Origin of the sequence: Pseudonocardia yunnanensis, from assembly GCF_039534065.1 — a bacterium.
GTDB lineage: Bacteria > Actinomycetota > Actinomycetes > Mycobacteriales > Pseudonocardiaceae > Pseudonocardia > Pseudonocardia yunnanensis.
Window position 1 is genome coordinate 105,308 of the sequence record NZ_BAAAUS010000034.1, and the last position, 23,962, is coordinate 129,269.

A 23,962-nucleotide genomic window follows, 5' to 3' on the forward strand; every position below is an offset into this window, starting at 1 on the left:
TGCCCGGGATGCGGTCCCCGCCGGGGGAGGAGCCCGGCGCGCATCGTGGCCTTGGCGATGCCCAGCGGCGGGGTGGGGCGGTTGCGGTTCTGCGTGAGACGGGCGAGCCCACGCGGCTGGACGATCGCGAGCAGGCGGAGACGGTCCGGGGGCTGGACCTGGCGTTCCGGCAAGGACGGATGCGCGAGATCCGAGGGGACGCGCGCTCCATGACAGTGATGGACCCCGACTCGGTATGGGCCGGGGACGACCCGCGCGTGTTCGCTGTGCAGAGGCTGAACACGATCGTGTCGACGCGGTTCGCAGTGGTGATGTTCGTCGGGCCGGACCCGGTGGAACCGGGGCGGCCGGCGGTGTTCGTCGACGCGGAGGTTCTGGCGCGGTTGCCGCTGCTCGACGAGACGGAGCGCGCGTTGCTGGCCGACCGCGAGCTGGCTCGGCTGCGCGGCGTCGCCGAGGTCGAGGTGCAGGCGATGCCGTTGCCGGCCGCTGAGTTGTTGCGGGCGCTCGTCCGCCCGGCCCATGGGGTCGAGTTCTGGGCGCGCGGCTGGGCGGAGCTGGGTCGGCTGGCCGGTACCCCGCGTGGCGGGTGGGTGGAGCGGGACCGGTGGTTGGTGCGTCTGTTGGTGGAGGCGGTCGATCACGGGGTGGCCGCGGATGGCGACTGGAGTTTCCTCGATGGGCCGGGCCTGCCGAGCGGGCCTGTGGAATGGATGCGGGGCGGCTGGGCCGCGTCCACACCGCAGCAGCGGCTCGCCGCCGGTGTCGCGGTCGTGGTGGCCGGCCCGGCGGATCTGTCCCGCCGAGACGTACAGGTCGCCGCGTTGGCGGCGGCGAGGAAGCAGCGGTCGACGGCCACGGCATCCGTGCGAGCTAAGGCTCCGATCAGCGATCGGCTCGCTGATGATCTGGTCGCCTCGGGCCTGGTGATGACGGTGCTGGCCGAGCCGGTCTGGGCATTGGTGGGCGACGAGCCGATGGCGGCGCAGATCGCCGAGGAACGCCTGATGCTCGCGGAGCTGGTCTGGCGGGACGCGGTCCTCGACGGCAACCGGGGCACCGGCTACTGGCTGAGGGTGTGGCGGGCGCTGGAACGGGCGGCCACCAGCCCACGGGACGAGCTGACCGCGGAGATCCTGGCGATGGTCGCGGAGGCGATGGGGAAGACCTATCAGGCCGGCACCGACTGGGGATTCCTGGCGTCTCCGCCGGCGTGGATCCTCGATGCGCTCGCTGCCGGCGCCGGCGACGGCGAGCTGCCGAAGTGGTTCCGCGGGCACTGGAGGCACGCGGGCTGGGAGGACAAGATCTGGCTCGCCCTCGTCGTCGCGACCGCGGCCCCGGCCCTTCCTCGATGGCTCGTCGGGTTGCCCAAGGAGCAACGGTCGGCGCGGCAGTTGCGTGGGCTGTGGCGTTGGCTGGTCTGGGCTCCTGCCGCCGGGCCCGCCGGGGTGGCTGCCGAGACGTTGTTCGGCCGGGCTCCGGAGCGCACTCCCGAGCAGTTCACCGGCGCCTGGCTTCGACTGGTCCATGTGCTGACGCGGGCCAGGCCGGCCTTTGAACGTGCTCCCGCGGTGTCGCAGGAGGTGGCGGATCGCGTGGCCGATCTGATGAACCGCATGGCCGATCTGACGGTCCGGCTCGGGAAGGGTGTGGCGTCACGGCGTTTCCCGGGCCTGCTCGACGACCTGGCACAACGCCTGCGCTACGACGTCCTGCCGCGACCTCTGGCTGCGGTGCTGGGGGCGGAGCTGGATCCGGGGCTCCCGATCCCGGCCGACATGCCCGTGACCCTGGAGAGGCTCGTCGTGCACGACGAGGTGGCGGCCGAGGTGACCAGGTGGATGGTTGAGCGCTACCTGACGGTGTGGCAGAGCACGGGGAGCCGGGAGCAGGCGTCGGCGGCTGCATGGGAACGCCGCCGGGTGCTGCTCGCGGGTGTCGAAGGCGACCGGCCTTTCATCGCCCGCGAGCATGCTCCGGCCGATGTCGCGGCGAGGATCGTCGATCCGCGCGGTGGCGAGCTGATCGATGTGGTCGTCGTGGTGGAGCACGATCCGATCGAGGTCCTGCTTGCTGCGCGGGACTGCGTGCAGTGCGAGTTCGGGGCTCGGCGTGAGCACGCCCAGGACGCGCTGAGGTCGCGGGAGGCGATGCTGCGTGTCTGGCGCGTGACGCGGACCGGCCGGGAACCGCTGGCCAGCCAGTACGTGGGTGTGCCCGACCTGTCGCGGGCTGGGGTGCCCCGGTCGGGGGACAGCAGTCGTGGTGCGAGGATCGTCTTCCCGCTGAGCCAGCCCTTCGACAGCACCGATCAGCAGCTCGGAGCGGTCTTCACGCGCTACCTGCAGGCCTGGGCTGCCGACGTGGGGGCGTTGGGGCTCACGGAGTTCTTCGACGAGCCGCAGCAGGGCCGGCCGAACCTCGTCGCGCCGGCGGACGCGGCCGAGGCCGAGATGACGATCAGCTTCCCCTTCGACGGCCTGCTCGAGCCGATGTACGTCGAAGCGCTCTCCCATGCCGTCGTCGAACTGCCTGTCCGGGTGGGCGTGCCGGGACGGCTGTGGTTGCCGCCGGGCGCCGGTCCGAATGCCGCGGGCCCGCTGACGGGCGACGGCAGCGATCCGTTCCACCGTCGTGGACCTCCCGACGCGTCGCCCGAGCGACAGGGCGGGGCCGTTGCTGTCCTACGGAGGACGGGCGAGCCGGTCCGGCTCGATGACGGTGAGCACCTGTCGGTCGTCGGTGCGTTGGAGCGCAAGCGGGCCGTCATGTGGGAGATCGCCCCGGACGCCCTATGGGCCGGGTACGCACCGCGGTTCTACGCGGTGCCCGCACTGAACGACGAGCTGACGCGGTTCGCCGTCGTGATGTTCGTGGCCCCCGATCCAGCGGACCCGGATCGCCTGGCGGTGTTCGTCGATGCGGAGGTGCTGGAGAGACTGCCATTGCTCTCCGGGGAGTGGCGTCGGCTGCTGGCGGATCGAGAGCTGGCGCGGCTGAACGGTGTGGCCGAGGACGAGGTGCAGGCGATGCCGCTGCCACCGGCGTCGGCGCTGTCGGCGCTCGTCCGGCCTCGCCTCGGGTACGGGGTGGTCGCCGGGCCGCTGACCGCGACCGAGGAGCGGAAGCTCGCTCGGCTGTTCTCCGCCGGTCTCGGTCGCCAGCCGTTGTCGCACCGCGGTGGGAAAGTGGCGCTCAACTGGAGTTCGTGGGCACCTGAGCTCGCTCGCCTTCGTCTGCAGCGGATGCAGAGCGAGCTGATCAGCTACACCGTGGTCGACGTCCACGGTCGCACGTGGACGGTGCGGTTCCGACACACGATCGCCGAGCTCGACCAGCTCGTGCGCCAGAAGATGCTGCCTGCCGACTACGTGGCGGAGCTCGACCGGTACGCGGGCACCGGGCCACGGATCGACCTGCAGCGGGCCGTACTCATCACAGAGCTGACCACCGCGCGGATCCGGCGTCATGATGAGCGGGAGCGTCCCCGTCGCGATGGCGGTGCGGGGTCGGCGCGGCTGCTCAGCCTGAGGTCGCTGCTCGCGCAGGTTGCAGCGAATCCCGGGGTCGGCCTCGACCGGTTGCGGGAGACCTCCTTGCCCGTCGCGCCGGAAGAAGCCCGGGCCGTGATGCGGCAACTCGTCGAACTCGGGCTGGTCCGGGCCGGTGTGGACGGAGACACGTTCGGGCCGGTGCAGCAGGTGCTGGACCTGCTGATGCAGGTGGACCATCGGGAGGAGGAGACGGACCCGCTGGTTCGGCGGCTGCTCGACGCCGTCGCGGCGCTGCTGTCCGTGCGCCCGGCGCTGTGGGCGGCAACGGTGCCGGGGGGCCCGTCCCCACTCGCCGTCGCCGCGTCGTGGACACCGGGCCGGGCAATGGGACAGCTGGTCCGGCACTTCCGCGAGCGCCCGGAGCTCGCGCTGTACGGGAACCGTCCAGTCACCTACCTCGACGTGCTGCACACCGTCGCGGCAAACCCGTCCGGCGTCCCGGCCGAGGGTGATGCTGCAGCGCTCCGAGTTCTCCACGCGGCCGGGCTGGTCCGGCTCGACGACCAGGAGCGGACGTACCGGGTCGACGCCGCGGAGCGGCGGCTGATCGGCGAGCTCGCCGGTCGGGACGAGGTCGACGCGCGCGATTACGCCTTGGCTCTGGCGGACCTTCAGCAGTTGTTGGAACGTCGACCCGGCGCCGGCGACCGGATCGAGCGAGCGCTGACCGAGACGATGGCCCGGATGTCCACGGTCGAGGCCAGCCCGTTCCACGCGGATGCTGATCGGGAGGGCCTCTGGGAGCCGGGACCGCTCAGCTACGGAGCTGTCCTGCTTCGGATCCGCGATGCACCTGGCGTCACCCCGGGAGAGATCGCCGACGGGCTCGGGTTGCACGATGAGGACGTCGTTCGTGCGGCGGCCGAGAACTTGACACGCCTGGGTCTGGTAACGGTCGTCCGCCACCCGAGGAACCACGATCGTTATGAGCCGGCCGCCTCAGCCGTCGGGCTCGTGGCCGATCTCGTCGATCCACGCCAGATCACGGACGCGGAGCACCGGGCATCCGTCTGGGATCTCGCCGGGCTCCTCATGCGGGAGCCGCCGCCGTGGCTGGACGAGCTGGCCGACGCCGTGCAGCGCACCGCTGATCTGTCCAGCGGCCCGTTGCAGCGCGAGCGCGGGTTCGACGAGCGACACGCGCCGTTGCCCCTGAACTACCTGGACCTGTTACTGGCCATCGGCCGTAGGCCCGGAACGGACACGTCCGGCGTGGCGCTCAGCCTGGATGTCGCGATCGACCGCGTGCACCCCAGACGCGTAGTGCGCCTCTCACCCCATCTCGTCCGCATCACCCGGTGGACGCTGACGCTGACCGAGGGCAGAGCTGTCCAGAACCCGTATCAGCCGGGCGACAGCCCGCATCGGACGAGGTTCACCTACGAGCTCACCGAACTCGGACAGAGGTTCGCCGACGTCGTGGCCAGGCCGGACAGCGAGCCGGATCGGGCGAACCGGCAGGCGGTGCTGCGTATCGCCGTGCTGCTCCGCGACGCGCTCAGCCTGAGCCAGGACGCGATGACCGACCTGGTCGGCGAGCTCGCCCGACTGCTCGTGCCCGGCGAGCCCTCGGCCACGACGGACGGCGCCGACTCTCGCGGACTGGGAGTCGATCAGGTGGTGTCGATCGCCGGGGTCGAGCGGGGGACGGTCGGTGCCTGGCTGGCACAGGGCCGGCTGCAGCGCAATCACCGGGGCAGGGTCGCTCCTCTGGACCTCGTACGGCTCCTCGACGAGCGGACCGGACACGTGCTGTCCACGGAAGCCGGACCGCAGGGTTCGCTCACCTCGTCGTGGCGGGCTGCGCTCGACGCGGTGGCCACGGCACCGGCGGGCATTCTGAGCCTGGCGCCGGCAGCCCCCGAGGGGGCTCTCGGCCGGCGCTTGGACTGGTTCGCTGTGCGTGGTCTGCTCGACCGGGAGGACGACGGCGCCCATATCGCCTTCCGCATGCCTGAGCACACCCGCCGGCTGCTGCATGACATCGACCATTCCGTGACCTACCTCGGAACTGACTACGAAGGACATCTCGAGGTGCTCGGCGCCCTGCTGAACCATCGAGGGGAAGATCGGATCGACGAGTGGGTCGCGAGGCACGTCGAGGCGATGCTCGCTGCAATGCGGGGCCTTCGAGACGGTGCGCTCGCCGGGACCCACACACCCCCACGGGCTGAGGTGGACCGGAGGTCACTGCACGGCATGCTGTTGCTGTTCCGTGCCGCTCCCCGTGGCCTCACTGCCAACGATGTGGTCGCGCGCATCGAGGGTATCCACGCCGAGGCGACAGCCCAGCGGCTCGCGACCGTGGCCGACTGGAGACTGCTCGAACGCGTGCCCGACGACGACCGCGCCCGTCCCGTCGGCCGGTTCAGGTGGCGGTACGTCCTCTCCGAAGAGGGCCGCTCGTTCCTGACGGACCTGGACAACCGGGCAGCGACCCATCGTCCGCTCCACGGTGACGCCCTGGAGCGTGCCGCGCAGCTGCTCGGCAAACTGCCGAGCCTCGCACCCGCATCGAAGCGCACGGCAGAGCTCTTCGTCGCCGTGCGGCTCGCGCAGCTGCTTCCGGCTTTCGGGAAACCGGCAGCGGACTCGCTGCGCAGCACCCTGGACGTCCTGGCCGGCTATCCGGACGGACTCACGGCCCTACAGCTGGCGAAGATCGCCGGCTTGGACAAGAGCGAGATGCGACAACGGCTGGCGTTGTTCGCGGCGTCGGAGCTGGTGATCCGGACCGGTCGAGGGGGCGCTCGCCTGGCCGACGACGCTTCCGCGATCCTGGCGGAGCTCGATCGGCGGGAGACCCACCACGGGACGCGGCTGCCCCTCGCGCTGCTCGTGCTGCACCTCAACCGCTCCGGGAGTCCGGACCCGGCGTCGGCGACAGCCGCGGAGATCGCTCGGGCGGTCGCGGACGCACGGTCGGTGGTGAGACGGCTGCCTCCGGCCCTCGACGTTCCCATCCGACGGGATTCGGTCCGAGCCCTGCTCGAGCTCCTCGCGCACGCCTCGGAGGCGTTGACCGTGCCCGAGCTCGCCGAGGCGACCGGGATCAACATGTTCCGGACCCGTGAACGATTGCGCGTGCTGGCAGAGGGCGGCCTCGTCGATCGGGTGCGGTCACGCCGGCCGGGGAGTCACCCGCGGCAGCTGGACATCGCGCTGTCCGAGTTCGGTCGGCGCCTCCTCGACGCCATCCGCAGTCCGGAGTTGCGTCGACGACCGGAAGTTCGCGATCTCCTCCGATTGCTCGAACAACCCATGCTCCTGAAGCCCGGGGCGCCCGCGACGAACGAGTTGCTCACCGCCCTCGTCGCTGTGCGAGCGGCCATCTCCTAGCTCGGCCGGATCTACACCAGAGCGGTCGGCCTCGAGCCTGGGTCGCCGGCCCGTGACCAGGCCGAATGGGCTCTTTCGGAGGTTCGTTCCACCCTCGGGCCGGCGACCTCATGACTCGAGCACGGCGCTCCGCGCCGCCGACGAGCACCGGCGCTAATGTCAGCCCCGGGAGGATCATGACGCACGCTGTGATCATCGGAGGGGGCATCGCCGGCGCGGTCACCGCGGTGGCGCTGCACAAGGCCGGCATCGGCTCCACCGTCTGCGAGGCGTACCCGACTCTCGCCGACGATGTCGGTGCTTTCCTCACCCTGGGTGTCAACGGCATGGACGCACTCGCGGCCGTGGGCCTTGACGGCGCGGTCGCGGCAGCGGGGGAGCCCGCGCGCCGTATCGAGGTCTACGACGCCGACGGCGCGAAGGTCGGTGAAGGCCCGCTGACCGGCGCCGACACACATGACCTGGTGCCCCGGACGTTCCTGCGCTCGGCGCTCTACCGGGTGCTGCTCGACGAGGCCGAGCGGCGCGGGGTGCGGGTCGAGCGCGGGCGCAGGCTCGTGGACGCCACCACGTCGGACGGGCAGGTGCGCGCCGTGTTCGCCGACGGCAGTCACGCGCACGGTGACCTGCTCGTCGGCGCCGACGGCGTGTGGTCGGTGACCCGTGGGCTCCTCGACCCGGACGCGCCTGCGCCGCGCTACACCGGCCAGCACATCGTCTACGGCTTCAGCACGGCGGCGCCGGTCGCGGTGCCTGCCGACACGTACCGGATGGTCCGTGGGCGTCGCGCGTTCTTCGGCGTCATCGGGGGGCCTCGGGGTGGGCTGTGGTGGTTCGCCAGGGTGCCCGCCCCGGAGCTGACGAAGGCCGAGCACGCGGGGATGACAACGCAGTGGTGGCAGGACCGGCTCGTCGACGTGTTCGGCGATGACGGCGGCCCGGCCGTGGAGGTCGTCGCGGCCACCGACAGGATCGTCGGGCACAACGACTACGACATCGCCACCGTGCCCACGTGGCATCGCGGCCAGATGACGATCGCAGGCGACGCCGCCCATGCGGCCTCGCCGTCGGCGGGCCAGGGTGCGTCGATGGCGATCGAGGACTCCGTGGTGCTCGCGAGATGCCTGCGCGACGTGCCCGACGTGCCGCGCGCGTTCGCCACCTACGAGGCGCTGCGCCGTCCCCGCGTGGAACGGCTGGTCGAAGCCGCGGCCGCGCTGAGCAGCCGCAAGCCACAGCCGCAGCCGACCAAGCGCGCCCAGGGCGGCGGCGACTGGATCCGCGACCACCACATCGACTGGGACTCTCCGGTCGAACCGGACTGATCGGCGCCACCGAGCACCGTCCACTGACAGGATCGGAATGGTCCGGGCCCCGGAAGGGCGCTCTCGACCGAAGGGACCTCATGGGCTTGCCGACCGTCGCCGACCTCGATCGGGTCCGCTGGATCACCTTCAACCGGCCCGAGGCCGCCAACGCCTTACGCGTCGAGGATCTCGACCACGTCGCCGACGCCGTGCGCGATCTCGGTGGGGGAATCCGGGCGATCGTGTTCACCGGCGCGGGCGAGCGCACGTTCTCCGCCGGGATGCACCTCGACGCGTTCCGTGACCTCACGCCGATCACCGCGCGGCGGCTGATCGCGAGAGTGGCCGACTTCCTGCGCGCCGTCCGGCTCAGCCCGGTGCCCACCGTGGCGATGCTCAACGGGACGTGCCTGGGCGCCGCGCTCGAGCTCGCGCTGGCCTGTGACATCCGGATCGCGCACCCAGCTGTCCGGCTCGGGCTCCCGGAAGTGAAGCTCGGGATCCCGTCGGTGGCCGACGCCGCACTGCTGCCGGCGTTCGTCGGCCTGTCCAGGGCACGCGAGATGATCCTCACCGGCGACCTCTACGACCTCGAGGCCTTCGGTCCGGGGTTCGCCAACCGGGTGGCCGAACCCGAGCGGCTGCGGGCGGCGACCTTGGCGATGCTCGAAAAGCTGACCGCGCACACCCCGCAGGTGATCGCCGCGCAGAAGTCGCTCTTCGAGACGTGGCTGAATCACGGGATCACCACCAGCGTCAGTAGCAGCGTCGACGTGTTCGGCGATCTGTTCGATGACCCCGCGACCGCCGAGGCGGTCGAGCGCTACCAGCACCGCACCCCCCGTTCGGCCCGAGGAGGCACCCCATGAGCAAGGCGATCCTGGACGGCAAGTCGTTCAAGCTAGGCCTGTTCTCCGCGAACTGTTCCTCAGGAATGGCCGTCACCACCGTGCCGGACCGGTGGTCGGGGAGCTGGGAGGACAACCTGCGGCTCGCACAGCTCGCCGACGAGGTCGGGATCGACTTCCTGCTCCCCATCGCGCGCTGGATCGGCTACGGCGGCGAGACGAACTTCCACGAGGGCGTGCTGGACCCCACGGTGTGGTCGGCAGGCCTCCTCGCGCACACGCGGCGGATCGCGGTCTTCGCCACGGTCCACACGGCGTTCAACCACCCGATCGTCGTGGCGAAGCAGCTCGCGACGGTCGACCAGATCGGCCAGGGCCGGGCCGGCATCAACATCGTCGCCGGCTGGAACAAGCCCGAGTACGACGCCTTCGGCATCGAGCTGCCCGACGACCACGACGAGCGGTACGCGCTCGCGCAGGAGTGGTGGGACGTCATCGGGAAGATCTGGAGCACGCCCGGGCAGTTCGACCACGACGGCAAGTTCTTCCACCTCCGTCACGTGGAAGGCATGCCCAAGCCGTACGAAGGGTCGGTGCCGGTGCTCAACGCCGGGTCGTCGCGACAGGGCCGTGACTTCGCCGCACGCAACGCGAACTTCGCGTTCACGATCGTCGGTGGGCCCGAGGACGGCGCCGAGATCGTCCGCACGGTGCAGGCGTCCGCGCGCGACCACTACGACCGAACCGTCGGAGTGTTCACGCTCGGGCACGTGGTGTGCCGTCCGACCCGGGCCGAGGCCGAGGAGTTCCTGCACGACTACGCGGGCGAGCGGGCCGACTGGGAGGCGGTCGACAACCTCATGGCGCTGCAGGGGCTGCACGCGCAGTCGTTCACGCCCGAGATGCTGCAGACCTTCCGGTCCCGCTTCGCCGCGGGCCACGGCAGCTGCCCGCTCATCGGCACGCCCGACGACGTCGCCGACGAGATCGAGCGCTTCCACCGCGCGGGCTTCGGCGGGATGACTCTCTCGTTCGTGGACTACATCTCCGAGCTCGGCTACTTCGCCCAGGAGGTACTGCCGCGGCTGGAGGCGAAGGGAATCCGGATCCCGAGCTGAGCCGAGCATCGCTGAACGAGCAGGTCGGGGTCAGTCGGGCATGGCGGCGACGATCTGCTCCTGGGTGAGGGGCAGGGATCGCACACGCACGCCGAGCACGTCGGTGACGGCGTTGGCGATGGCTGCGGCGGTGGGTCCTTGCGCGGTCTCACCCACGCCCAGAGCCGGGTTCCCGTCTCCTGGCAGCAGTTCGACGTCCACCGCGGGCACCTCGGAGAACCGCAGGATCGGGTAGCTCTCCCAGTCCTCGCTGGTGACGGTCATGCGGTCGAAGCGCACCCGTTCCTTGAGCGTCCAGCTGGTCGCCTGGATCGCACCGCCCTCGATCTGGTTGGCCGCACCGTCGGGGTTGATGATGAGCCCGCCGTCGACCGCCAGCGTCAGCCGTCGCACCCGCACGTCGCTGATCGCCTCGACCTCGGCGACCACGGCGCAGTAGGCGCTGGTGCCCTTGTAGCGGGCGTAGCCGATGCCGTGCCCGATCGTCTCCGAGGGCGCCCACTGTCCCCAGCCCGCACGCCGGGCTGCTGCCTCCACCACCGCGCGGGCACGCGGATCGCTCAGGTGGGCGAGCCGGTACTCGACGGGATCGCGCCCGGCCGCCTCCGCGAGCTCGTCCATGAACGACTCGGCGGCGAACACGTTGAGGAAGGCACCGAGCGATCGCAGCGAGGACGTCCGCAGCGGCATGGTCGTCAGGTGGTGGTTGACCACCTGATAGGCCGGGAAGTCGTAGCCCGGCACCGCATTGCGCCCGGCGGCCCCGCCGCGCTGCCACGGTGGCTCGGGTGCGGTCCTGATCTCGCTACCGCCGCTGCGGTGGCTCGCCGCGAGCAGTGCAACGGCTTCGGTGAAGCCTGGCCGGGAGATGTGGCCGTTGCCCCAGATCTCGTGGCGCCAGGAGAGCACCCCGCCGTCGGTGTCGACGTCCGCCGCCATGCGGACCACCGCGCCCGGGCCGAAAGGGGCCCAGGTGAGCTCGTCCTGCCGTGACCACACCACCTGCACCGGGCTGTTCGGAACCGCCAGGGCGAGCAGGGCCGCGTCCATGGCGGCGTCGTCGGCCCCGTTGTGCCCGTAGCAGCCGGCCCCTTCGGTGTGCCGGACGGTGACCTGGTCCTCGCCGAGGTCGAGTGCGCGCGCGAGCACGCGGCGCAGCACGAAGATGCCCTGGCTGTGGGTCCACACCTCGAGCCGCACGCCGTCCCGGTCCGTGACGAGGGCGGTGGCGCTGGAGGGACCGATGGAGCCGTGCGAGATGTAGGGCCGGTGGTAGGAGGCTTCCATGGAACTCGCGACGGCCGCGGCCGGGAGCCGCTCGTCCTTCTCGGCGAGCACCGCGGTCTCGGCGGGTGCGGAGGTCAGGAAGGCCGGGAGGTCGTCCTCGTCGGGCAGCGTGGGCCGCTCCTGCCAGGTGGCGTCCGCACGGAGTCGGTCGGCGGCGCGCAACGCCACCTCCTCCCGCTCCGCCACGACCCCGAGGAAGTCGCCGTCACGCACGACCGTCACGACGCCGGGCATCGCCAGGGTCGGCGCCGTGTCGAGGGCGGCCAGCCTGGCGCCACGTGACGGCGGCCGGACGATGCGGCCGTAGCGCAGGCCCTCCGGTGCGAGGTCGTGGACGAATCGCGGCCGCCCGGTGAGCTTGTCGCGCAGGTCCGTCCGCGGCAGATCGGTGCCGACCACCCGGTAGGACGACGATGGCTTGACCGCCACCCGGCCGGTGGCGGCGCGGTCGAGCAGCGTGTCGTCCGCAAGCTCCCAGTAGCTCGTGTATCGCCCGTCGGGCGCGACGAAATCTCCGTCGCGGACGGTCAGCGCCTCCTCGGGCACGGCCAGCTTGTCGGCGGCCGCGGCCAGGTAGACGGCCCTCGCCTCCGCGCAGACCGTGCGGATCGCGGCGCCCGAGGTCTGCACGGACAGGCTTCCCGCCGTGTACCCCTCGTCGGGACTGGTGTCGGTGGCGGCCGCGGTCATGCGCACGCGGGCGACGTCGACGTCCAGTTCCTCGGCGGCCACCTGGGCGAGCGCGGTGAGCACACCCTGGCCGAGCTCGACCTTCCCGGAACGCACCTCCACCACCCCGGCGGGGAGGACGCGCAGCCAGTCGAGGAGCAGGGGATTGGCCGTGAGGGAGGGCGACAGGACCGGTGTGGTCTCGGGTGCTGTGGTCATCGGACGCTCTCCCGGTTCGCTCGCATCTGCGCGGCCGCCGCGAGCACGGCCCGGACGACGCGGTTGTGGGCGCCGCACCGGCACAGGTTCCGGTCGAGGGCGGCGCGCAATTCGTCCTCGGACGGGTCGTCGTTCTCGGTGAGGAGGGCGGCGGCCGAGATCACGATCCCGGACATGCAGTAGCCGCACTGAGCGGCCTGGCCCTCGATCATGGCCTGCGCCACGGGATGCGGTTCCTCCGGCGTGCCGAGCCCTTCGACCGTGGTGACCTCCTTGTGCTCCACCGCCCACACCGGCGTGTCACACGAGTAGACCGGGCTCCCGTCGACGAGCACGAAACAGGCGCCGCAGAGGCTCAGGCCGCAGCCGAACCTGGTGCCCTTCAGCCCGAGATGGTTGCGCAGCACGTACAAGAGTGCGGTGTCGTCCTCGGTGTGAACCTCGTGCTGTCGTCCGTTCACCGAGATCGTGCGCGACGGCGTCGACTCAGCCATTGCCGGCTCGTTCTCCCACTGTGGTGATCCGGCCACGTCTCACCGGCATGACGTTCTCCTTCCTGCAGCGCCCCACGGGCACAACGGTGTGCGGCGAAGAGCCTGCCCGGGTGCATCGCGTTCGCGGGGAGCATCCGGCCTGATCGGCGCTCGGCCACACTGGCGGAGGTTCACCTCGACAGTAGCGGAGGCTGCCTGAGCAGCGAGTGGATCCGGAGACGATCACCAGAGATCCGACGCGACGGACAGCGGGACCGGTTCTTGCGCAGGTCAGGATCGTTCGATCGCGTTTCGCAGGATGCAGAACTCGTTGCCCTCGGGGTCGGCGAGCACGACCCAGCCCGATCCGTCGCCCCGGCGGCGGTCGGCCACCTCGGTTGCGCCGAGACCGAGGAGCCGGGCGAGCTCGGCGTCGCGGGTGCCCTCGGCGGGCTCCAGGTCCAGGTGCAGCCGGTTCTTGAGCTGCTTGGCGTCGGGCACCTCGATGAACAGGACGCGCTGGTTGCCGTCCGGCGAGAAGATCATGCACTCCTCGTGACCGGGCTCGTTCGGGTCGTCCGGATCCTCGGCGAACCCGAGAACCGCCGCCCAGAACACCGACTGAGCATGGGCGTCGAGCGCGTCGAACGACAGGTGGGAGATGCGTGCGGTCACCGGGATCCCTTCTCCGACGTGGCCTTGTCGGTCACGTCGCGGTCCTTGCTGGATCGGGCACTCTCCCAGACCGCGATGACCCGCGGTCATCCCTTCGATGGACGCACACCCTCGGGCGCCGGCCTTCGTGCCGCGCTGCCGTAGCGTCGTCCGAGGAGGAACCATGAGGCAGCCGTCGTCCTTGCTCGATCTCCTCCCCCGTGACGTGCGGGGATCCGGAGCGTGGATAGCCGTCACCACGGGCGAGTCGAACGCCGAGGTGTTCCGGCGCGAGGACGGCTGGGCCTACGCGAAGTGCATCGGTCCGGACGGCATCGACGAGCTCGACGCGGAGTGCCGCCGGATCGAGTGGCTCAGCGGCACGGGCATCCCCGGGCCCGACGTCGGGCACTGGTCCGCCTCCGACCGTGGCGCCTGTCTGGTGACGACGGCGGTGCCGGGAGTGCCGGCAAGCCGGGTGTCCGCGGTGGAGCTCCGGCGGGCGTGGCAGTCGATCACGGACATGCTCCGCAGGCTGCACGCGCTTCCCGCCGCCGACTGCCCGTTCGACCGCAGTCTGGCGAGGACGTTCCGGCTGGCAGAGGACGTGGTCGGGCGGGGCGCGGTGAACGCCGAGTTCCTCCCCGACGAGCATCGGCACACACCGCCGTCGGAGCTGCTCGCGGAGCTGCGGCCGCAGCTGGAGCGGCGCCTGCTCCAGGAGACGCACGATCGCGTGGTGTGCCACGGTGACGCCTGCCTGCCGAATCTGATGCTGGACCCACGCACCGCCGAGTGCACGGGACTGATCGACCTCGGCCGCCTCGGTACCGCCGACCGGTACGCGGACATCGCGCTGCTGCTGGCGAGCTCACGGGAGACGTGGCGGGACGAGGACGAAGCCGGCTGCGCCGACGACGAGTTCTTCCGTTCGTACGAGATCGAGACCGTCGACCGGGAGCGGCTGCGGTTCTACCTGGACCTCGACCCGCTGACCTGGTGACATCGATACGTACCCGAATAGCGGGCGACGGCTCACCGAATGCTCGGTGACGCCACCGACAAAACTGTTGACCGGCCGGTGACACGCGGTGCAGATTTCGTTCCATTGACGGTTGGCGCTTGTCCGCGGGCGAGTGCGTTCTTTCGAATTGACTGATTTCCTGTCGCATTTCTTCTCGCTCGAGCGAAAGGTCGCAATCAACGATGCCGACAGACCAGGTGACGCCGGTGGTGCTCGTGCACGGCAACCCCGAGACCGCTGCGGTGTGGGATTTGTTGGTCGAGCAGCTCGTCGGCCAGGGTCATGACAAGCCGCTCTGCCTCTCTCCTCCCGGCTTCGGCGCGCCCGTCCCGACGGGGTGGGGCGCCACTATCGGTGAGTACCGCGACTGGCTGGTGGCCGAGCTCGAACGAGTGGGCCGGCCGGTTCATCTGGTGGGGCACGACTGGGGTGGTGGCCACGTCGTGAACGTCGCGATGACGCGCCCCGACCTGCTGCGTAGCTGGTGCTCCGACGTCATCGGTCTCTTCGATCCGGACTACGTGTGGCACGAGCTCGCTCAGGGCTGGCAGAGCCTCGACGATGGGGAGGCCGCGGTCGCCCGGCTCGTGCAGCCTCCGGTGGCGGAGAAGGTGTCGTTCCTCGTGCAGCGCGGGATGGACGCGAGCATCGCCGAGCGGATCGCTCCGGCCATGGACCACGTGATGGGCGAGTGCATCCTGCGGCTCTACCGGTCGGCGGCACAGCCGGTGATGGCTGAGCTCGGCGCCGGGTTGGAGGCGGCAGCCGCGCGGCCGGGGCTCGCGATCATGGCGAGCGAGGACCATGTCGTCGGCACGGAGGAACAGCGCCGACGCTCGGCGGCCCGCGCGGGCGCACGGGCGGAGGTGCTCGACGGACTCGGGCACTGGTGGATGACGCGCGACCCGGAGCGTGGAGCGGCGGTGCTCACCCGGTTCTGGGCTTCGCTGTGATGGCACGGTCCGAAATGCACGGCGGGATCTGCTGTGGCGTACTTCGGCAATTGTCCCGCGAATCCTGAATGCCGCCGGGTTGAGTCGTCGCTGACCCATTCCGAGGAGATTGTCGATGGCAGCTGTTCTCGTGATCGGTGCCGGACTGAACGGCCTGGCTGCCGGCGTGCTGCTCGCCCGTGACGGGCACGACGTCACCGTCCTGGAACGTGATCCGGACGAGCCGGAGGGCGATGCGCGTCAGCTGTGGGACCACTGGGAGCGGCCCGGGGTCAACCAGTTCCGGCAGCTCCACGTCATGCTCGGGCGCTGGCGCAGCCGGATGGAGCAGGAGATCCCCGAGTTCTTCGACGAGCTCGAGGGGCTGGGCGGCCGTCGCCGTAGCCCGATCGAGATGCTGCCGGCCGCCGTGAGCGGCGGTCCCCGGCAGGGGGACGACGAGCTCAGGTGTGTGATCGCGCGCAGACCGGTGCTGGAGGCCGCGCTGGCGGCGGTCGCCGTCCGTACGCGCGGGCTGGTCGTCCGCAGGGGAACGAGGGTCACCGGATTGGTGACCGGCCCGTGTACGGCGGGCGTTCCCTGCGTCGTCGGCGTCGAGACCGCGCGCGGGGAGCTGGTCGGAGCCGACCTGGTGGTCGATGCGATGGGCAGGTGCTCACCGCTTCAGCGCATGCTCTGCGCCATCGGTGCCCGTCAACCCACGGAGGAACGGGAGGAGCAGGGATTCGTCCACTACTCCCGGCAGTTCCGCACGCTGGACGGGCGGCCCGCGCCGTTGCCGAACGCGGTCACCCACGTCGAGGGCATGTCGTTGGTGACCATCCCGGGCGACAACGACACCTGGGGCTGGTCGCTGGTCACCGCTGCGAACGACAAGGATCTCCGTGCGCTGCGCAGTCCCGCGGTCTGGGACCAGGTGCTCGCCTTGTTCCCCGGCACCGCGGAGAGCCGCGCCGCCGGGATCGCGCTGACCGACGTGCAGGTGCTGTCGGGCCTGGAGGACAGACGGAGGCGGCTGGTCGTGGACGACGTGCCGGTGGTCACCGGGCTCGTGGCGCTGGGCGACGCCTGGGCCTGCACAAATCCGACGCTCGGACGCGGGGCCACGATCGGACTGCTCCACGTGGCCGCCCTGCGTGACGTGCTGCGTGCTGTGAGAACGAGCGATCCGGAGAAGCTCGTGCAGTGCTTCGCGGAGGTGACCGACGAGGTCGTCGGGCCGCTGTACGACATCTCGCTCCACGACGGCCGGCACCGGATGGCCGAGATGCAGGCCGACATCCTGGGCACGCCCTACGCGTCGTCCGATCCGGACTGGGCGGTCAGTCGTCGCTTCATGAACGTCGCGGCCGAGGATCCCGATGTGCGGCGGGCCTTCCTGCGTGCGGCGTACCTGCTCGACACGCCGGAGCACGCCTTGGCGATGCCCGGGGTGCGGGAGAAGCTCGAGACGCTCGGCCCTGGGCTGCCGCGCTACGCGGCCGAGGGCCCACGGCGGGCCGAGGTCCTGGCCGTCGTCGGCGAGAGCGGCGACCGCGAAGCCCCCGACGTCAGTGGCGCAGCGCCACCGCTGTGACGCCGTCGCGGGTGGGCACGAACAGCGCCGTGCCGCTTACCGCGGGGGTGGCGAACCGAGTGGCGGCACCGACCGGCACGGTGGCCCGGACCTGCCCCGTTGCGGAGTCGAGGCCGTCGAGGGTGCCGTTCTGCTGCACCGACCACACCGTCGTGCCCACCACGATCGGTGATCCGGTGACGGCGGGGGCCTGCCAGCCGCGGGTCATCCGGTCGTCGGTGCCGACGCGCACCTGCAGCAGCCCCTCGGTGCACGGCAGATAGACGACCGCGCCGCCGTCCTGCCCCGGCGCAGTGGCAGCGCCGCCGTAGGAGTGGCATGGCTCCAGCCGGTCCAGTTGGCCGTCCACACCTCCGAGCGCATCGACGTTCGTCAGATAGACCCCACCGCCCTTGCCGGCAGCGAGCACCCGGTGCGCGCCCGGCAGCAACACGGGGCCGGTGGAGCCGAGATCGGCGTCGACGGAGTTCTCCTGCGCCCAGCCGGACGGGGCGAAGCCGTCGAGCAGCCGCAGCTGGGGCGACAACCGCAGGATCGAGTCGCTGTGGTCCCATGCCCCTCCCACGGCCTCGCCGTTGCCGGTGGTCACGAGAACGTCCCCGCCGGGCAGGACGGCCGGACCGGACGGCGCCCAGATGCCGCCCTCCCGGGTCGTGGGGACGGCGAAGTCGACCTCGGGCCCGTTCCCCGTGACCGGGACGCCGACGACGCGGCCCAGGTACTGGCCGCAGTCGCCGAAGTTGCCGCCGTAGGGGATGTAGACCATCCCGTTGGCGAGCAGCAGCGCCCCGCGCTGCAGATGGGTGGCCGGCTCGCTGCCCGGGGCATCGACCGTGCGCTGCCCTCGGACCTGCCCGCTGCGCAGGTCCACGCCGAAGAGGACATGTTCGACGCCGGGCCGGGTGGCCACCGCGAACACCTCACCGGTGCCCGAGTCATAGACCGGGGTGCCGGTGATCCCGATCGGATCGATGTTGCCGCACGGCAGAGCCGAGCCCGGCACCGGATCGGCCAGGTGGGTGCGCCAGCGCACCGCACCTGTCGCCGCATCCAGCCCGTACAGCGACCCACCCTCGGTCGCCGCGACCACCAGCCCGTCGACGACGATCGGGCTGGCGTAGACCGCTCCATCCAAGGGCGCCCGCCACGCGACGGTGGGGGAAGCCGGGTCCGGCCCCTCAGGTACGTAGCCGGCCCGGGTGCCGTCGCCGTGGTAGGTCGGCCAGTCCGGACCGAGCGACAACGGAACGGGCGTCGCAGTGGCGGCCGGGCTGCCGGTGACGACGGGGTCCCCACCCGGTGCCGACCCGCAGCCGGCGAGCACGGCGATCCCGACGAGTGCCGCCGCGAGTGCCGCCGTCCACCGCCGGGTGCTCCCGTGGGTGCAGCCTTCCCGCAGGGGGGATCTCCGGCTCGACATCCGGCGATGGTGCCATCGCCCGGAGGCCGTCGCAGCCGCCCGCGCGGCGATCGGGAGGTACGCGGAGAACGTCCACCCTGATCAGGTGATCCGCTGGGCCTGCGGCGTCCTGATCGGAGGGGTGTGCGTCATGGCTGCCGCCGTCGCGCGCGGCCATGCTGGGTACATGCCCCGCCGGAGCGAGCAACGAGGACAGTCGTGAACGCCGCCTTCGTGCTGTACGACAACCTGACCGCACTCGATCTCGTCGGGCCCTACGAGGTGCTGGCAGGCCACTCGCAGGTGACGCCACATTTCGTCGCGGCCAAGGCGGGGAAGGTCCGCAGCGACAACGGCCTGGCTCTGCATGCCGACTTCGCGTTCGACGACGTGCCCACGCCTGATGTGATCGTCGTGCCGGGCAGTTCGCAGTGGCGCAGCGCTCTCGACGACGAGGTACTCATCGCCTGGCTGGCCTCGGTGCACAAGACCGCAACCTGGACCACGTCCGTCTGCAGCGGGTCGACGCTGCTGGCGAAGGCGGGCATCCTCACCGGCCGCCGTGCCACCTCCCACTGGGCGGTGGTGGACACGCTGACAGACGACGGCGCCGTCGTCTGCAACGAACGCGTCGTGGTGGACGGCGACGTGATCACTGCCGCCGGTGTGTCCGCCGGCATCGACATGGGGCTCACCCTCGCCGCCACGCTGTTCGGCGAGATGGCGGCCAGGACGATCCAACTCGCGCTCGAGTACGACCCCCAGCCGCCGTTCGACAGCGGCTCGCCGCGGACGGCGCCACCGGAGGCGGTCGCATTCCTCCGGGCAGCGCTCAACGGGAGCTGAGGTCGCGCCTCAGCGACCGAAGCAGCGGCGGGCGACGCGTCGCAGGAGCGGCAGAGCCGCGAAGCCGACGCCGCCCACTGCGACCGCTCCGACGCCGATGTCCACCGACAACCGCCCCTGCTTGGCCCAGTACACGTCCTGCAGGTCCAGGAGCAGCGCGAACTCGTCCACGATCAGGGCCAGTGCCGAGCCGTAGGTCCCGGCGAGCACCGGGTGGCGGCGCAGCCGGTCATCACCCCGCACGGCCACGGCGCCGACGGCGGTGAGCCCCGCGATTCCCCACATGTAGTGGTGGATGTGCGCCCCACCGAGGCTCACGTTGCGGAAGGGCCCCACCCCGTCGCGGATGCTGTAGGTGATCACCCGCACGGCGGTGAACGTGGCGGTGAAGGCCAGCCAGGAGATCAACGTGGCTCGTTCGCCCGGCCCGAGGTCCTCGTGATATCCGGCGCGCAGTTCGCGGACGGCCGACACCGTCGTCATTGCCGGAGCCGATGCTGTCGTTGCCATCAGGCCAACGTACGTGCCCCCGGCCGGGCGGCGGCACGAAAAACGCCTGGTCGTGGGGGTTGCGGTGGTGGGTGACAGTTGCCGTGCCGCGGGGATCAGCGCCCGATGGGAGTCATGTCGGCGTAGCGGGCACCGACGGGAGGCTGCACGGACCCGAGGCGGTTGCGCTGGTCGGCGCTGAGCTGGATGTCCGCCGCCTTTGCGTTCTCCTCGAGGCGTTGCACCCTCTTCGTGCCGGGGATCGGGGCGATGTCGTCGCCCTGCGCCAGGAGCCAGGCGAGCGCCACCTGGGCCGGTGTCGCGTCGAGCTCCTTCGCCACGGCTTCGACCGCGTCGACGATCCGCAGGTTCTGAGCGAACGCCTCCTCGGCGAACCGCGGCATGGTCCGGCGGAAGTCGTCCTGGGCCATCTGGTCCACCGAGCGGATCTGCCCGGTGAGGAAGCCGCGCCCGAGCGGGGAGTAGGGCACGAACCCGATGCCGAGCTCGCGCACCAGCGGCAGGACCTCGGCCTCCGGGTCGCGCGTCCACAGCGAGTACTCCGACTGCAGTGCGGTGATCGGATGCACGGCGTGGGCGCGCCGGATCGTGGCGGGGGCCGCCTCGGAGAGCCCGATGTAGCGGACCTTGCCCGCCGTCACGAGCTCCGCGAGCGCGCCCACGGTGTCCTCGATCGGGGTATCGGGGTCGACCCGGTGCTGGTAGTAGAGGTCGATGTGGTCGATGCCGAGACGCCGCAGCGACCCTTCCACGGCGAGCCGGATGTTCTCCGGGCTGCTGTCGAACCTGCGTACCCCGTCGGGTGTGTCGCGGTACGAGAGCTGGCCGAACTTGGTGGCGAGCACGACCTCGTCACGGCGGCCGGCGAGGGCGCGGCCGACGAGTTCCTCGTTGATGTGGGGGCCGTAGACGTCGGCGGTGTCGATCAGGGTGATGCCGAGGTCGATGGCCCGGTGGATCGTGCGGATCGACTCGCTGTCATCTGTTCCGGCCCCGGTGTAGATGCCCGACATCCCCATACAGCCGAGGCCGAGGGCCGAGACGGACAGGTTGCCGAAAGAGGCGTTCCTCATCGCAGTGCACCTTTCTGAGGGTGGCGAGCAGGTCGTGCGTGGGACGTAGGGGTCAGACGCGGGCTGCCACTGCCCGGGACCGGACGACGGTCACCAGCCAGAGTACGAACGCGACGGCGCACAGCACGCCTCCGACGAGGCAGACCGCGTTCCACCCGCCGTAGGCCCACAGCACGGAGGCGACGACGGACCCGATCGCACCACCGATGAAGTTCGTGGTGACGTAGGCAGTGTTGACGCGGCTGCGGGCCTCCGGCGCGCCGGCGAAGATCTGGGCCTGGTTGAGGATGCGCTGGGACTGGGTGGCGACGTCGAGCAGGACGATCCCGATCAGCAGCCACGGGAGGGAGAAAGCGCCGAGGTCGCAGATCACCCAGGACACGATCACGAGCAGCCAGGACAGCCCGGTCGCCCGGCTGGACCAGCCCCGGTCGTGCAGGCGCCCGGAACCCTGCGCTGCGAGGGCGCCGAGGAGCCCGGCGAGGCCGAAGAGCCCGATGACGAACGTCGAGTAGCCGTAGGGCGGACCGCTGAGCAGGAACGTCAGACCGGTCCAGAAGAGCGAGAACGAGCCGAAGCTGATCGCTCCGTAGAGCAGGACGATCTGCAGGGACGTGTCGCGGCGGACCAACCCGAAGATGGAGCGCAACAGCGCCCCATACGGCTGGGTGGCGCGCGGGACGTCGTGCGGGAGCATCCGGGCCACCACCAGGCCGAGCACCAGCATGAGCACCGCCGCGATGACGAACACGGCTCGCCAGCCCAGCGCACCCGCGATGAGCCCGCTGACCACCCGCGCGGCCAGGATGCCGGTGAGGGCCCCGCTGAGCACGATGCCGACCACCTCGCCGCGCCGGGCGTTGTCGGCCAGATCACTGGCGAACGGGATGAAGATCTGCCCGGCCACCGTCGTGACGCCCACCGCGACGAGAGCGAGGAGAAGGATCATGATGCCCGGAGCTACGGCGCAGGCGGCCAGGCACACAGCCGAGAGCAGCATCATCGCCGGCGCGAGGCGCCGACGGTTGTGGATGTCCCCGAGCGGGACGATGAACATGATCCCCAAGGCGTACCCGACCTGGGTCGTGGTCACCAGCAGGCCGGCTGTGCCCTGGCCGATGTGCAGATCGCGCGCGATCACGTCCAGCAGCGGCTGGGTGTAGTACAGGTTGCCGACGGCCGCCCCGCTGGCGAGGGCCATCAGCAGCACAACGCCACGGGACAGGGGCGTCCGCCGCATGCCGGGCGCTCCGTCCCCTTCAGTCGGGGCCTGTGCCGTGGCCGCGGTCGCATCGACAGGCTTCACGTCGTTTGTTCTCCTCGAGACCGAACCGAGAACCTGGGATCGACGCTGACCGATTCCTCGCAAGTCCACGTTAGGAGCGTTTACGACGGTGCGGAGGGTGAGATGCACCCCTCCCGGCCGGATGCCGGGAGGGGTGCGGGCCGGTCTCTCGTGGCCGTCGGGGCTCAGTGGCCCACGAGAGACTCGCTGCTGTTGACGGCCTCGAGCCGGAGGCCCGTGGTGCGGGGCCCGAGCGCGGTGACGTCCACGGCGACCACGACCATCGCCGCGCACACGATCGCGAAGAGCGCACTGACGCCCGCCCCGGCGAGCACGGGGACGAGTACGAACGGCATGGCCGCCGTCACCAGGCGGGACAGGGCGTACGTCCCGCTCGATGCCGTCGAGCGCAGATGCGTCGGGAAGATCTCCGCCTGGTAGATGTGGTACGCGTTCGAGAACACGTTGCTGACCGCGGTGTAGAGGAATCCGAACACGAGGATCAGCACCATCGTGTTCGAGAACCCGAAGGCGACGCCGAACACCGCCATCGCGAGCCCGGCGGCCACCACCAGGTACTTGCGCTCGAACCGTTCCACGAGGGGGAGCGACAGCGCCGATCCGATCGGATAGCCGAGGTAGGTGAGTCCGGTGAATAGCAGCGACTCCGAGACCGGGTATCCCTTCGCCGCGAGTACCAGCGGCACCATCGTGCCGAAGCCGTAGTAGCCGATCGTCTGGAACACGTGGAAGACGAGCATCATGGCGGTGCGCTTGTTGTAGGGGGGCACCAGCAGGGCCCGTACTCCGGTCAGCCGCGGTGCGGCCGCCCGCGCCGGCGTCGCCTCGGTGGTCACGGTCTCCGTGGCAGGGAGAGGCGGCTCGACCGCGCCTCCGGCCTCCGCCTCGAGCCGGGAGACGATGCGATCAGCTTCCTTGGTGCGCCCCACCGACTCGAGCCACCGCGGCGACTCCGGCAGTCCACGCTGCAGGAGGAGCACGATGAAGCCACCCACTCCGCCGATCACGAACATCCAGCGCCAGCCTTCGATGCCGATCCAGGTCGTCGCCGTGAGGGAGTGGGCGACGAACCCCACGACCGGCACCCCGATGAAGCCGATCGTGTAGGCGCAGGCGATGTACTTGCCGCGCCGCCGTGCCGGCAGCAGGTCGGTGAGGTAGGTGTCGGCGAGCGGCAGTTCGGCCCCGAGCCCGACCCCGGCCAGGAACCGGGTGACCACGAGCCATGCCGCGTTCATGCTGAACGCCCCGAGCAGGGAGAAGACCGAGTAGACCGCGAGGTTGAGCAGGAACGCCCCGCGCCGGCCCAGGCGGTCGGCGAGCCGGCCGAGCACGAGCGCGCCGATGAACATCCCGATGAACGTGGAAGCGAGGACCAGCGGGAGCTCCGCCTTGGTGAGACCGAACTCACCGACGAGCACGCTGGTGAGCACGCCGGTGAGGAAGACCTCGTAGAACTCGAAGAATAGGCCGAGACCCACGGCGATCGTGGCGCGCCGCTGTGTGGGAGTGACGGGCAACTGGTCGATCCGCCCTGCGACATCCCCGGTCGTCAGCGGTGGAGACTCAGGCAGCCTCTGCGTCCCACGTGTCTCGGGCATCGATCCTCCTTGAACGGTCAGACAGTCAGACACAGCGCTGGTTGTTCGAACCACGATGTGAACGCTGTCTCGTCATGCTGCGGGTGAGGGATCACGACCGTCAAGGGCGTTGCCCGGCATTGCGGAAAGCACATCGGACACAAGGGACGAGGGGTGCAGAAGCTTCGGGGGAACGGTGCCCGCGCCCGTTCACCGGCCGCGGT

16 protein-coding genes (1 of these 16 only partly in view) are annotated in these 23,962 nt (G+C 70.8%); 8 read left to right on the top strand and 8 right to left on the bottom strand.

The window, feature by feature from the left end; genetic code table 11:
- The 4 genes from ABD743_RS29070 to ABD743_RS29085 form a co-directional block, all read left to right on the top strand.
- Nucleotides 1-6,896 carry the end of a DUF4781 domain-containing protein gene (locus ABD743_RS29070; RefSeq protein ID WP_344725546.1) on the top strand. 22,903 nt of this gene lie to the left of the window's left edge, so 6,896 of the gene's 29,799 nt are visible here — the last part of the coding sequence; the start codon falls outside the window, past its left edge; the stop codon is at nt 6,894-6,896.
- 176 nt (nt 6,897-7,072) lie between these two features.
- Nucleotides 7,073-8,221, top strand: coding sequence for an FAD-dependent monooxygenase (locus ABD743_RS29075; protein WP_344725547.1), 1,149 nt, complete (start codon nt 7,073-7,075; stop codon nt 8,219-8,221).
- A gap of 80 nt (nt 8,222-8,301) precedes the next feature.
- Nucleotides 8,302-9,072, top strand: a complete 771-nt coding sequence (locus tag ABD743_RS29080) for an enoyl-CoA hydratase/isomerase family protein (protein ID WP_344725548.1) — start codon at nt 8,302-8,304, stop codon at nt 9,070-9,072.
- Nucleotides 9,069-10,169 (top strand): LLM class flavin-dependent oxidoreductase, encoded by a 1,101-nt coding sequence (locus ABD743_RS29085; protein WP_344725549.1) that lies wholly within the window; start codon nt 9,069-9,071, stop codon nt 10,167-10,169. Before ABD743_RS29080 ends, ABD743_RS29085 begins: the two co-directional genes overlap by 4 nt.
- Nucleotides 10,170-10,199: 30 nt before the next feature.
- On the opposite strand, the gene ABD743_RS29090 is transcribed toward ABD743_RS29085, so the two are convergent.
- The 3 genes from ABD743_RS29090 to ABD743_RS29100 all read right to left on the bottom strand — a co-directional run bounded on the left by ABD743_RS29090 (nt 10,200) and on the right by ABD743_RS29100 (nt 13,492).
- Nucleotides 10,200-12,344, bottom strand: coding sequence for a xanthine dehydrogenase family protein molybdopterin-binding subunit (locus ABD743_RS29090; RefSeq protein WP_344725550.1), 2,145 nt, complete (start codon nt 12,342-12,344; stop codon nt 10,200-10,202).
- Nucleotides 12,341-12,838 (bottom strand): (2Fe-2S)-binding protein, encoded by a 498-nt coding sequence (locus ABD743_RS29095; RefSeq protein ID WP_344725551.1) that lies wholly within the window; start codon nt 12,836-12,838, stop codon nt 12,341-12,343. Before ABD743_RS29095 ends, ABD743_RS29090 begins: the two co-directional genes overlap by 4 nt.
- Before the next feature lie 270 nt (nt 12,839-13,108).
- Entirely contained in the window at nt 13,109-13,492 is a 384-nt protein-coding gene (locus ABD743_RS29100) for a VOC family protein (protein WP_344725552.1), read from the bottom strand.
- A gap of 163 nt (nt 13,493-13,655) precedes the next feature.
- On the opposite strand from ABD743_RS29100, the gene ABD743_RS29105 reads away from it, so the two are divergent.
- The 3 genes from ABD743_RS29105 (at nt 13,656) to ABD743_RS29115 (ending at nt 17,024) form a co-directional block, all read left to right on the top strand.
- Nucleotides 13,656-14,474, top strand: a complete 819-nt coding sequence (locus tag ABD743_RS29105; RefSeq protein ID WP_344725553.1) for an APH(3'') family aminoglycoside O-phosphotransferase — start codon at nt 13,656-13,658, stop codon at nt 14,472-14,474.
- 203 nt (nt 14,475-14,677) lie between these two features.
- Nucleotides 14,678-15,448 carry an alpha/beta fold hydrolase gene (locus ABD743_RS29110; RefSeq protein ID WP_344725554.1) on the top strand — a complete coding sequence of 257 codons (771 nt, stop codon included), beginning with the start codon at nt 14,678-14,680 and terminating at the stop codon, nt 15,446-15,448.
- A gap of 115 nt (nt 15,449-15,563) precedes the next feature.
- Nucleotides 15,564-17,024, top strand: coding sequence for an FAD-dependent oxidoreductase (locus tag ABD743_RS29115; protein WP_344725555.1), 1,461 nt, complete (start codon nt 15,564-15,566; stop codon nt 17,022-17,024).
- On the opposite strand, the gene ABD743_RS29120 is transcribed toward ABD743_RS29115, so the two are convergent.
- Nucleotides 16,999-18,444, bottom strand: coding sequence for an outer membrane protein assembly factor BamB family protein (locus ABD743_RS29120; RefSeq protein WP_344725556.1), 1,446 nt, complete (start codon nt 18,442-18,444; stop codon nt 16,999-17,001). The two genes, ABD743_RS29115 and ABD743_RS29120, sit on opposite strands and share 26 nt — an antisense overlap.
- A gap of 198 nt (nt 18,445-18,642) precedes the next feature.
- Between ABD743_RS29120 and ABD743_RS29125 the strand changes: the two genes are divergently transcribed.
- Nucleotides 18,643-19,269, top strand: coding sequence for a DJ-1/PfpI family protein (locus ABD743_RS29125; RefSeq protein WP_344725557.1), 627 nt, complete (start codon nt 18,643-18,645; stop codon nt 19,267-19,269).
- A gap of 9 nt (nt 19,270-19,278) precedes the next feature.
- Here the strand turns inward: ABD743_RS29125 and ABD743_RS29130 are convergent, their stop codons facing one another.
- The 4 genes from ABD743_RS29130 to ABD743_RS29145 form a co-directional block, all read right to left on the bottom strand.
- The gene (locus ABD743_RS29130; protein ID WP_344725558.1) at nt 19,279-19,779 is read right to left on the bottom strand and encodes a hypothetical protein; all 501 of its coding nucleotides are present in this window, start codon (nt 19,777-19,779) and stop codon (nt 19,279-19,281) included.
- Nucleotides 19,780-19,874: 95 nt separating this feature from the next.
- The gene (locus ABD743_RS29135) at nt 19,875-20,852 is read right to left on the bottom strand and encodes an aldo/keto reductase (RefSeq protein WP_344725559.1); all 978 of its coding nucleotides are present in this window, start codon (nt 20,850-20,852) and stop codon (nt 19,875-19,877) included.
- Between the two features lie 52 nt (nt 20,853-20,904).
- Nucleotides 20,905-22,092, bottom strand: a complete 1,188-nt coding sequence (locus ABD743_RS29140) for an MFS transporter (protein ID WP_344725560.1) — start codon at nt 22,090-22,092, stop codon at nt 20,905-20,907.
- A 230-nt stretch (nt 22,093-22,322) separates the two neighbouring features.
- Nucleotides 22,323-23,759, bottom strand: coding sequence for an MFS transporter (locus ABD743_RS29145; RefSeq protein WP_344725561.1), 1,437 nt, complete (start codon nt 23,757-23,759; stop codon nt 22,323-22,325).
- Nucleotides 23,760-23,962 lie beyond the last annotated feature (203 nt).

What these genes read in the sequence shown, in the direction of transcription:
- ABD743_RS29115 (WP_344725555.1), top strand. Translation starts at nt 15,564, where the DNA reads ATGGCAGCTGTTCTCGTGATCGGTGCCGGACTGAACGGCCTGGCTGCC.
- ABD743_RS29120 (WP_344725556.1), bottom strand. Translation starts at nt 18,444, where the DNA reads ATGTCGAGCCGGAGATCCCCCCTGCGGGAAGGCTGCACCCACGGGAGC.
- ABD743_RS29095 (WP_344725551.1), bottom strand. Translation starts at nt 12,838, where the DNA reads ATGGCTGAGTCGACGCCGTCGCGCACGATCTCGGTGAACGGACGACAG.
- ABD743_RS29075 (WP_344725547.1), top strand. Translation starts at nt 7,073, where the DNA reads ATGACGCACGCTGTGATCATCGGAGGGGGCATCGCCGGCGCGGTCACC.
- ABD743_RS29090 (WP_344725550.1), bottom strand. Translation starts at nt 12,344, where the DNA reads ATGACCACAGCACCCGAGACCACACCGGTCCTGTCGCCCTCCCTCACG.
- ABD743_RS29085 (WP_344725549.1), top strand. Translation starts at nt 9,069, where the DNA reads ATGAGCAAGGCGATCCTGGACGGCAAGTCGTTCAAGCTAGGCCTGTTC.
- ABD743_RS29110 (WP_344725554.1), top strand. Translation starts at nt 14,678, where the DNA reads ATGCCGACAGACCAGGTGACGCCGGTGGTGCTCGTGCACGGCAACCCC.
- ABD743_RS29135 (WP_344725559.1), bottom strand. Translation starts at nt 20,852, where the DNA reads ATGAGGAACGCCTCTTTCGGCAACCTGTCCGTCTCGGCCCTCGGCCTC.
- ABD743_RS29145 (WP_344725561.1), bottom strand. Translation starts at nt 23,759, where the DNA reads ATGCCCGAGACACGTGGGACGCAGAGGCTGCCTGAGTCTCCACCGCTG.
- ABD743_RS29130 (WP_344725558.1), bottom strand. Translation starts at nt 19,779, where the DNA reads ATGGCAACGACAGCATCGGCTCCGGCAATGACGACGGTGTCGGCCGTC.
- ABD743_RS29080 (WP_344725548.1), top strand. Translation starts at nt 8,302, where the DNA reads ATGGGCTTGCCGACCGTCGCCGACCTCGATCGGGTCCGCTGGATCACC.
- ABD743_RS29140 (WP_344725560.1), bottom strand. Translation starts at nt 22,092, where the DNA reads ATGCGGCGGACGCCCCTGTCCCGTGGCGTTGTGCTGCTGATGGCCCTC.
- ABD743_RS29105 (WP_344725553.1), top strand. Translation starts at nt 13,656, where the DNA reads ATGAGGCAGCCGTCGTCCTTGCTCGATCTCCTCCCCCGTGACGTGCGG.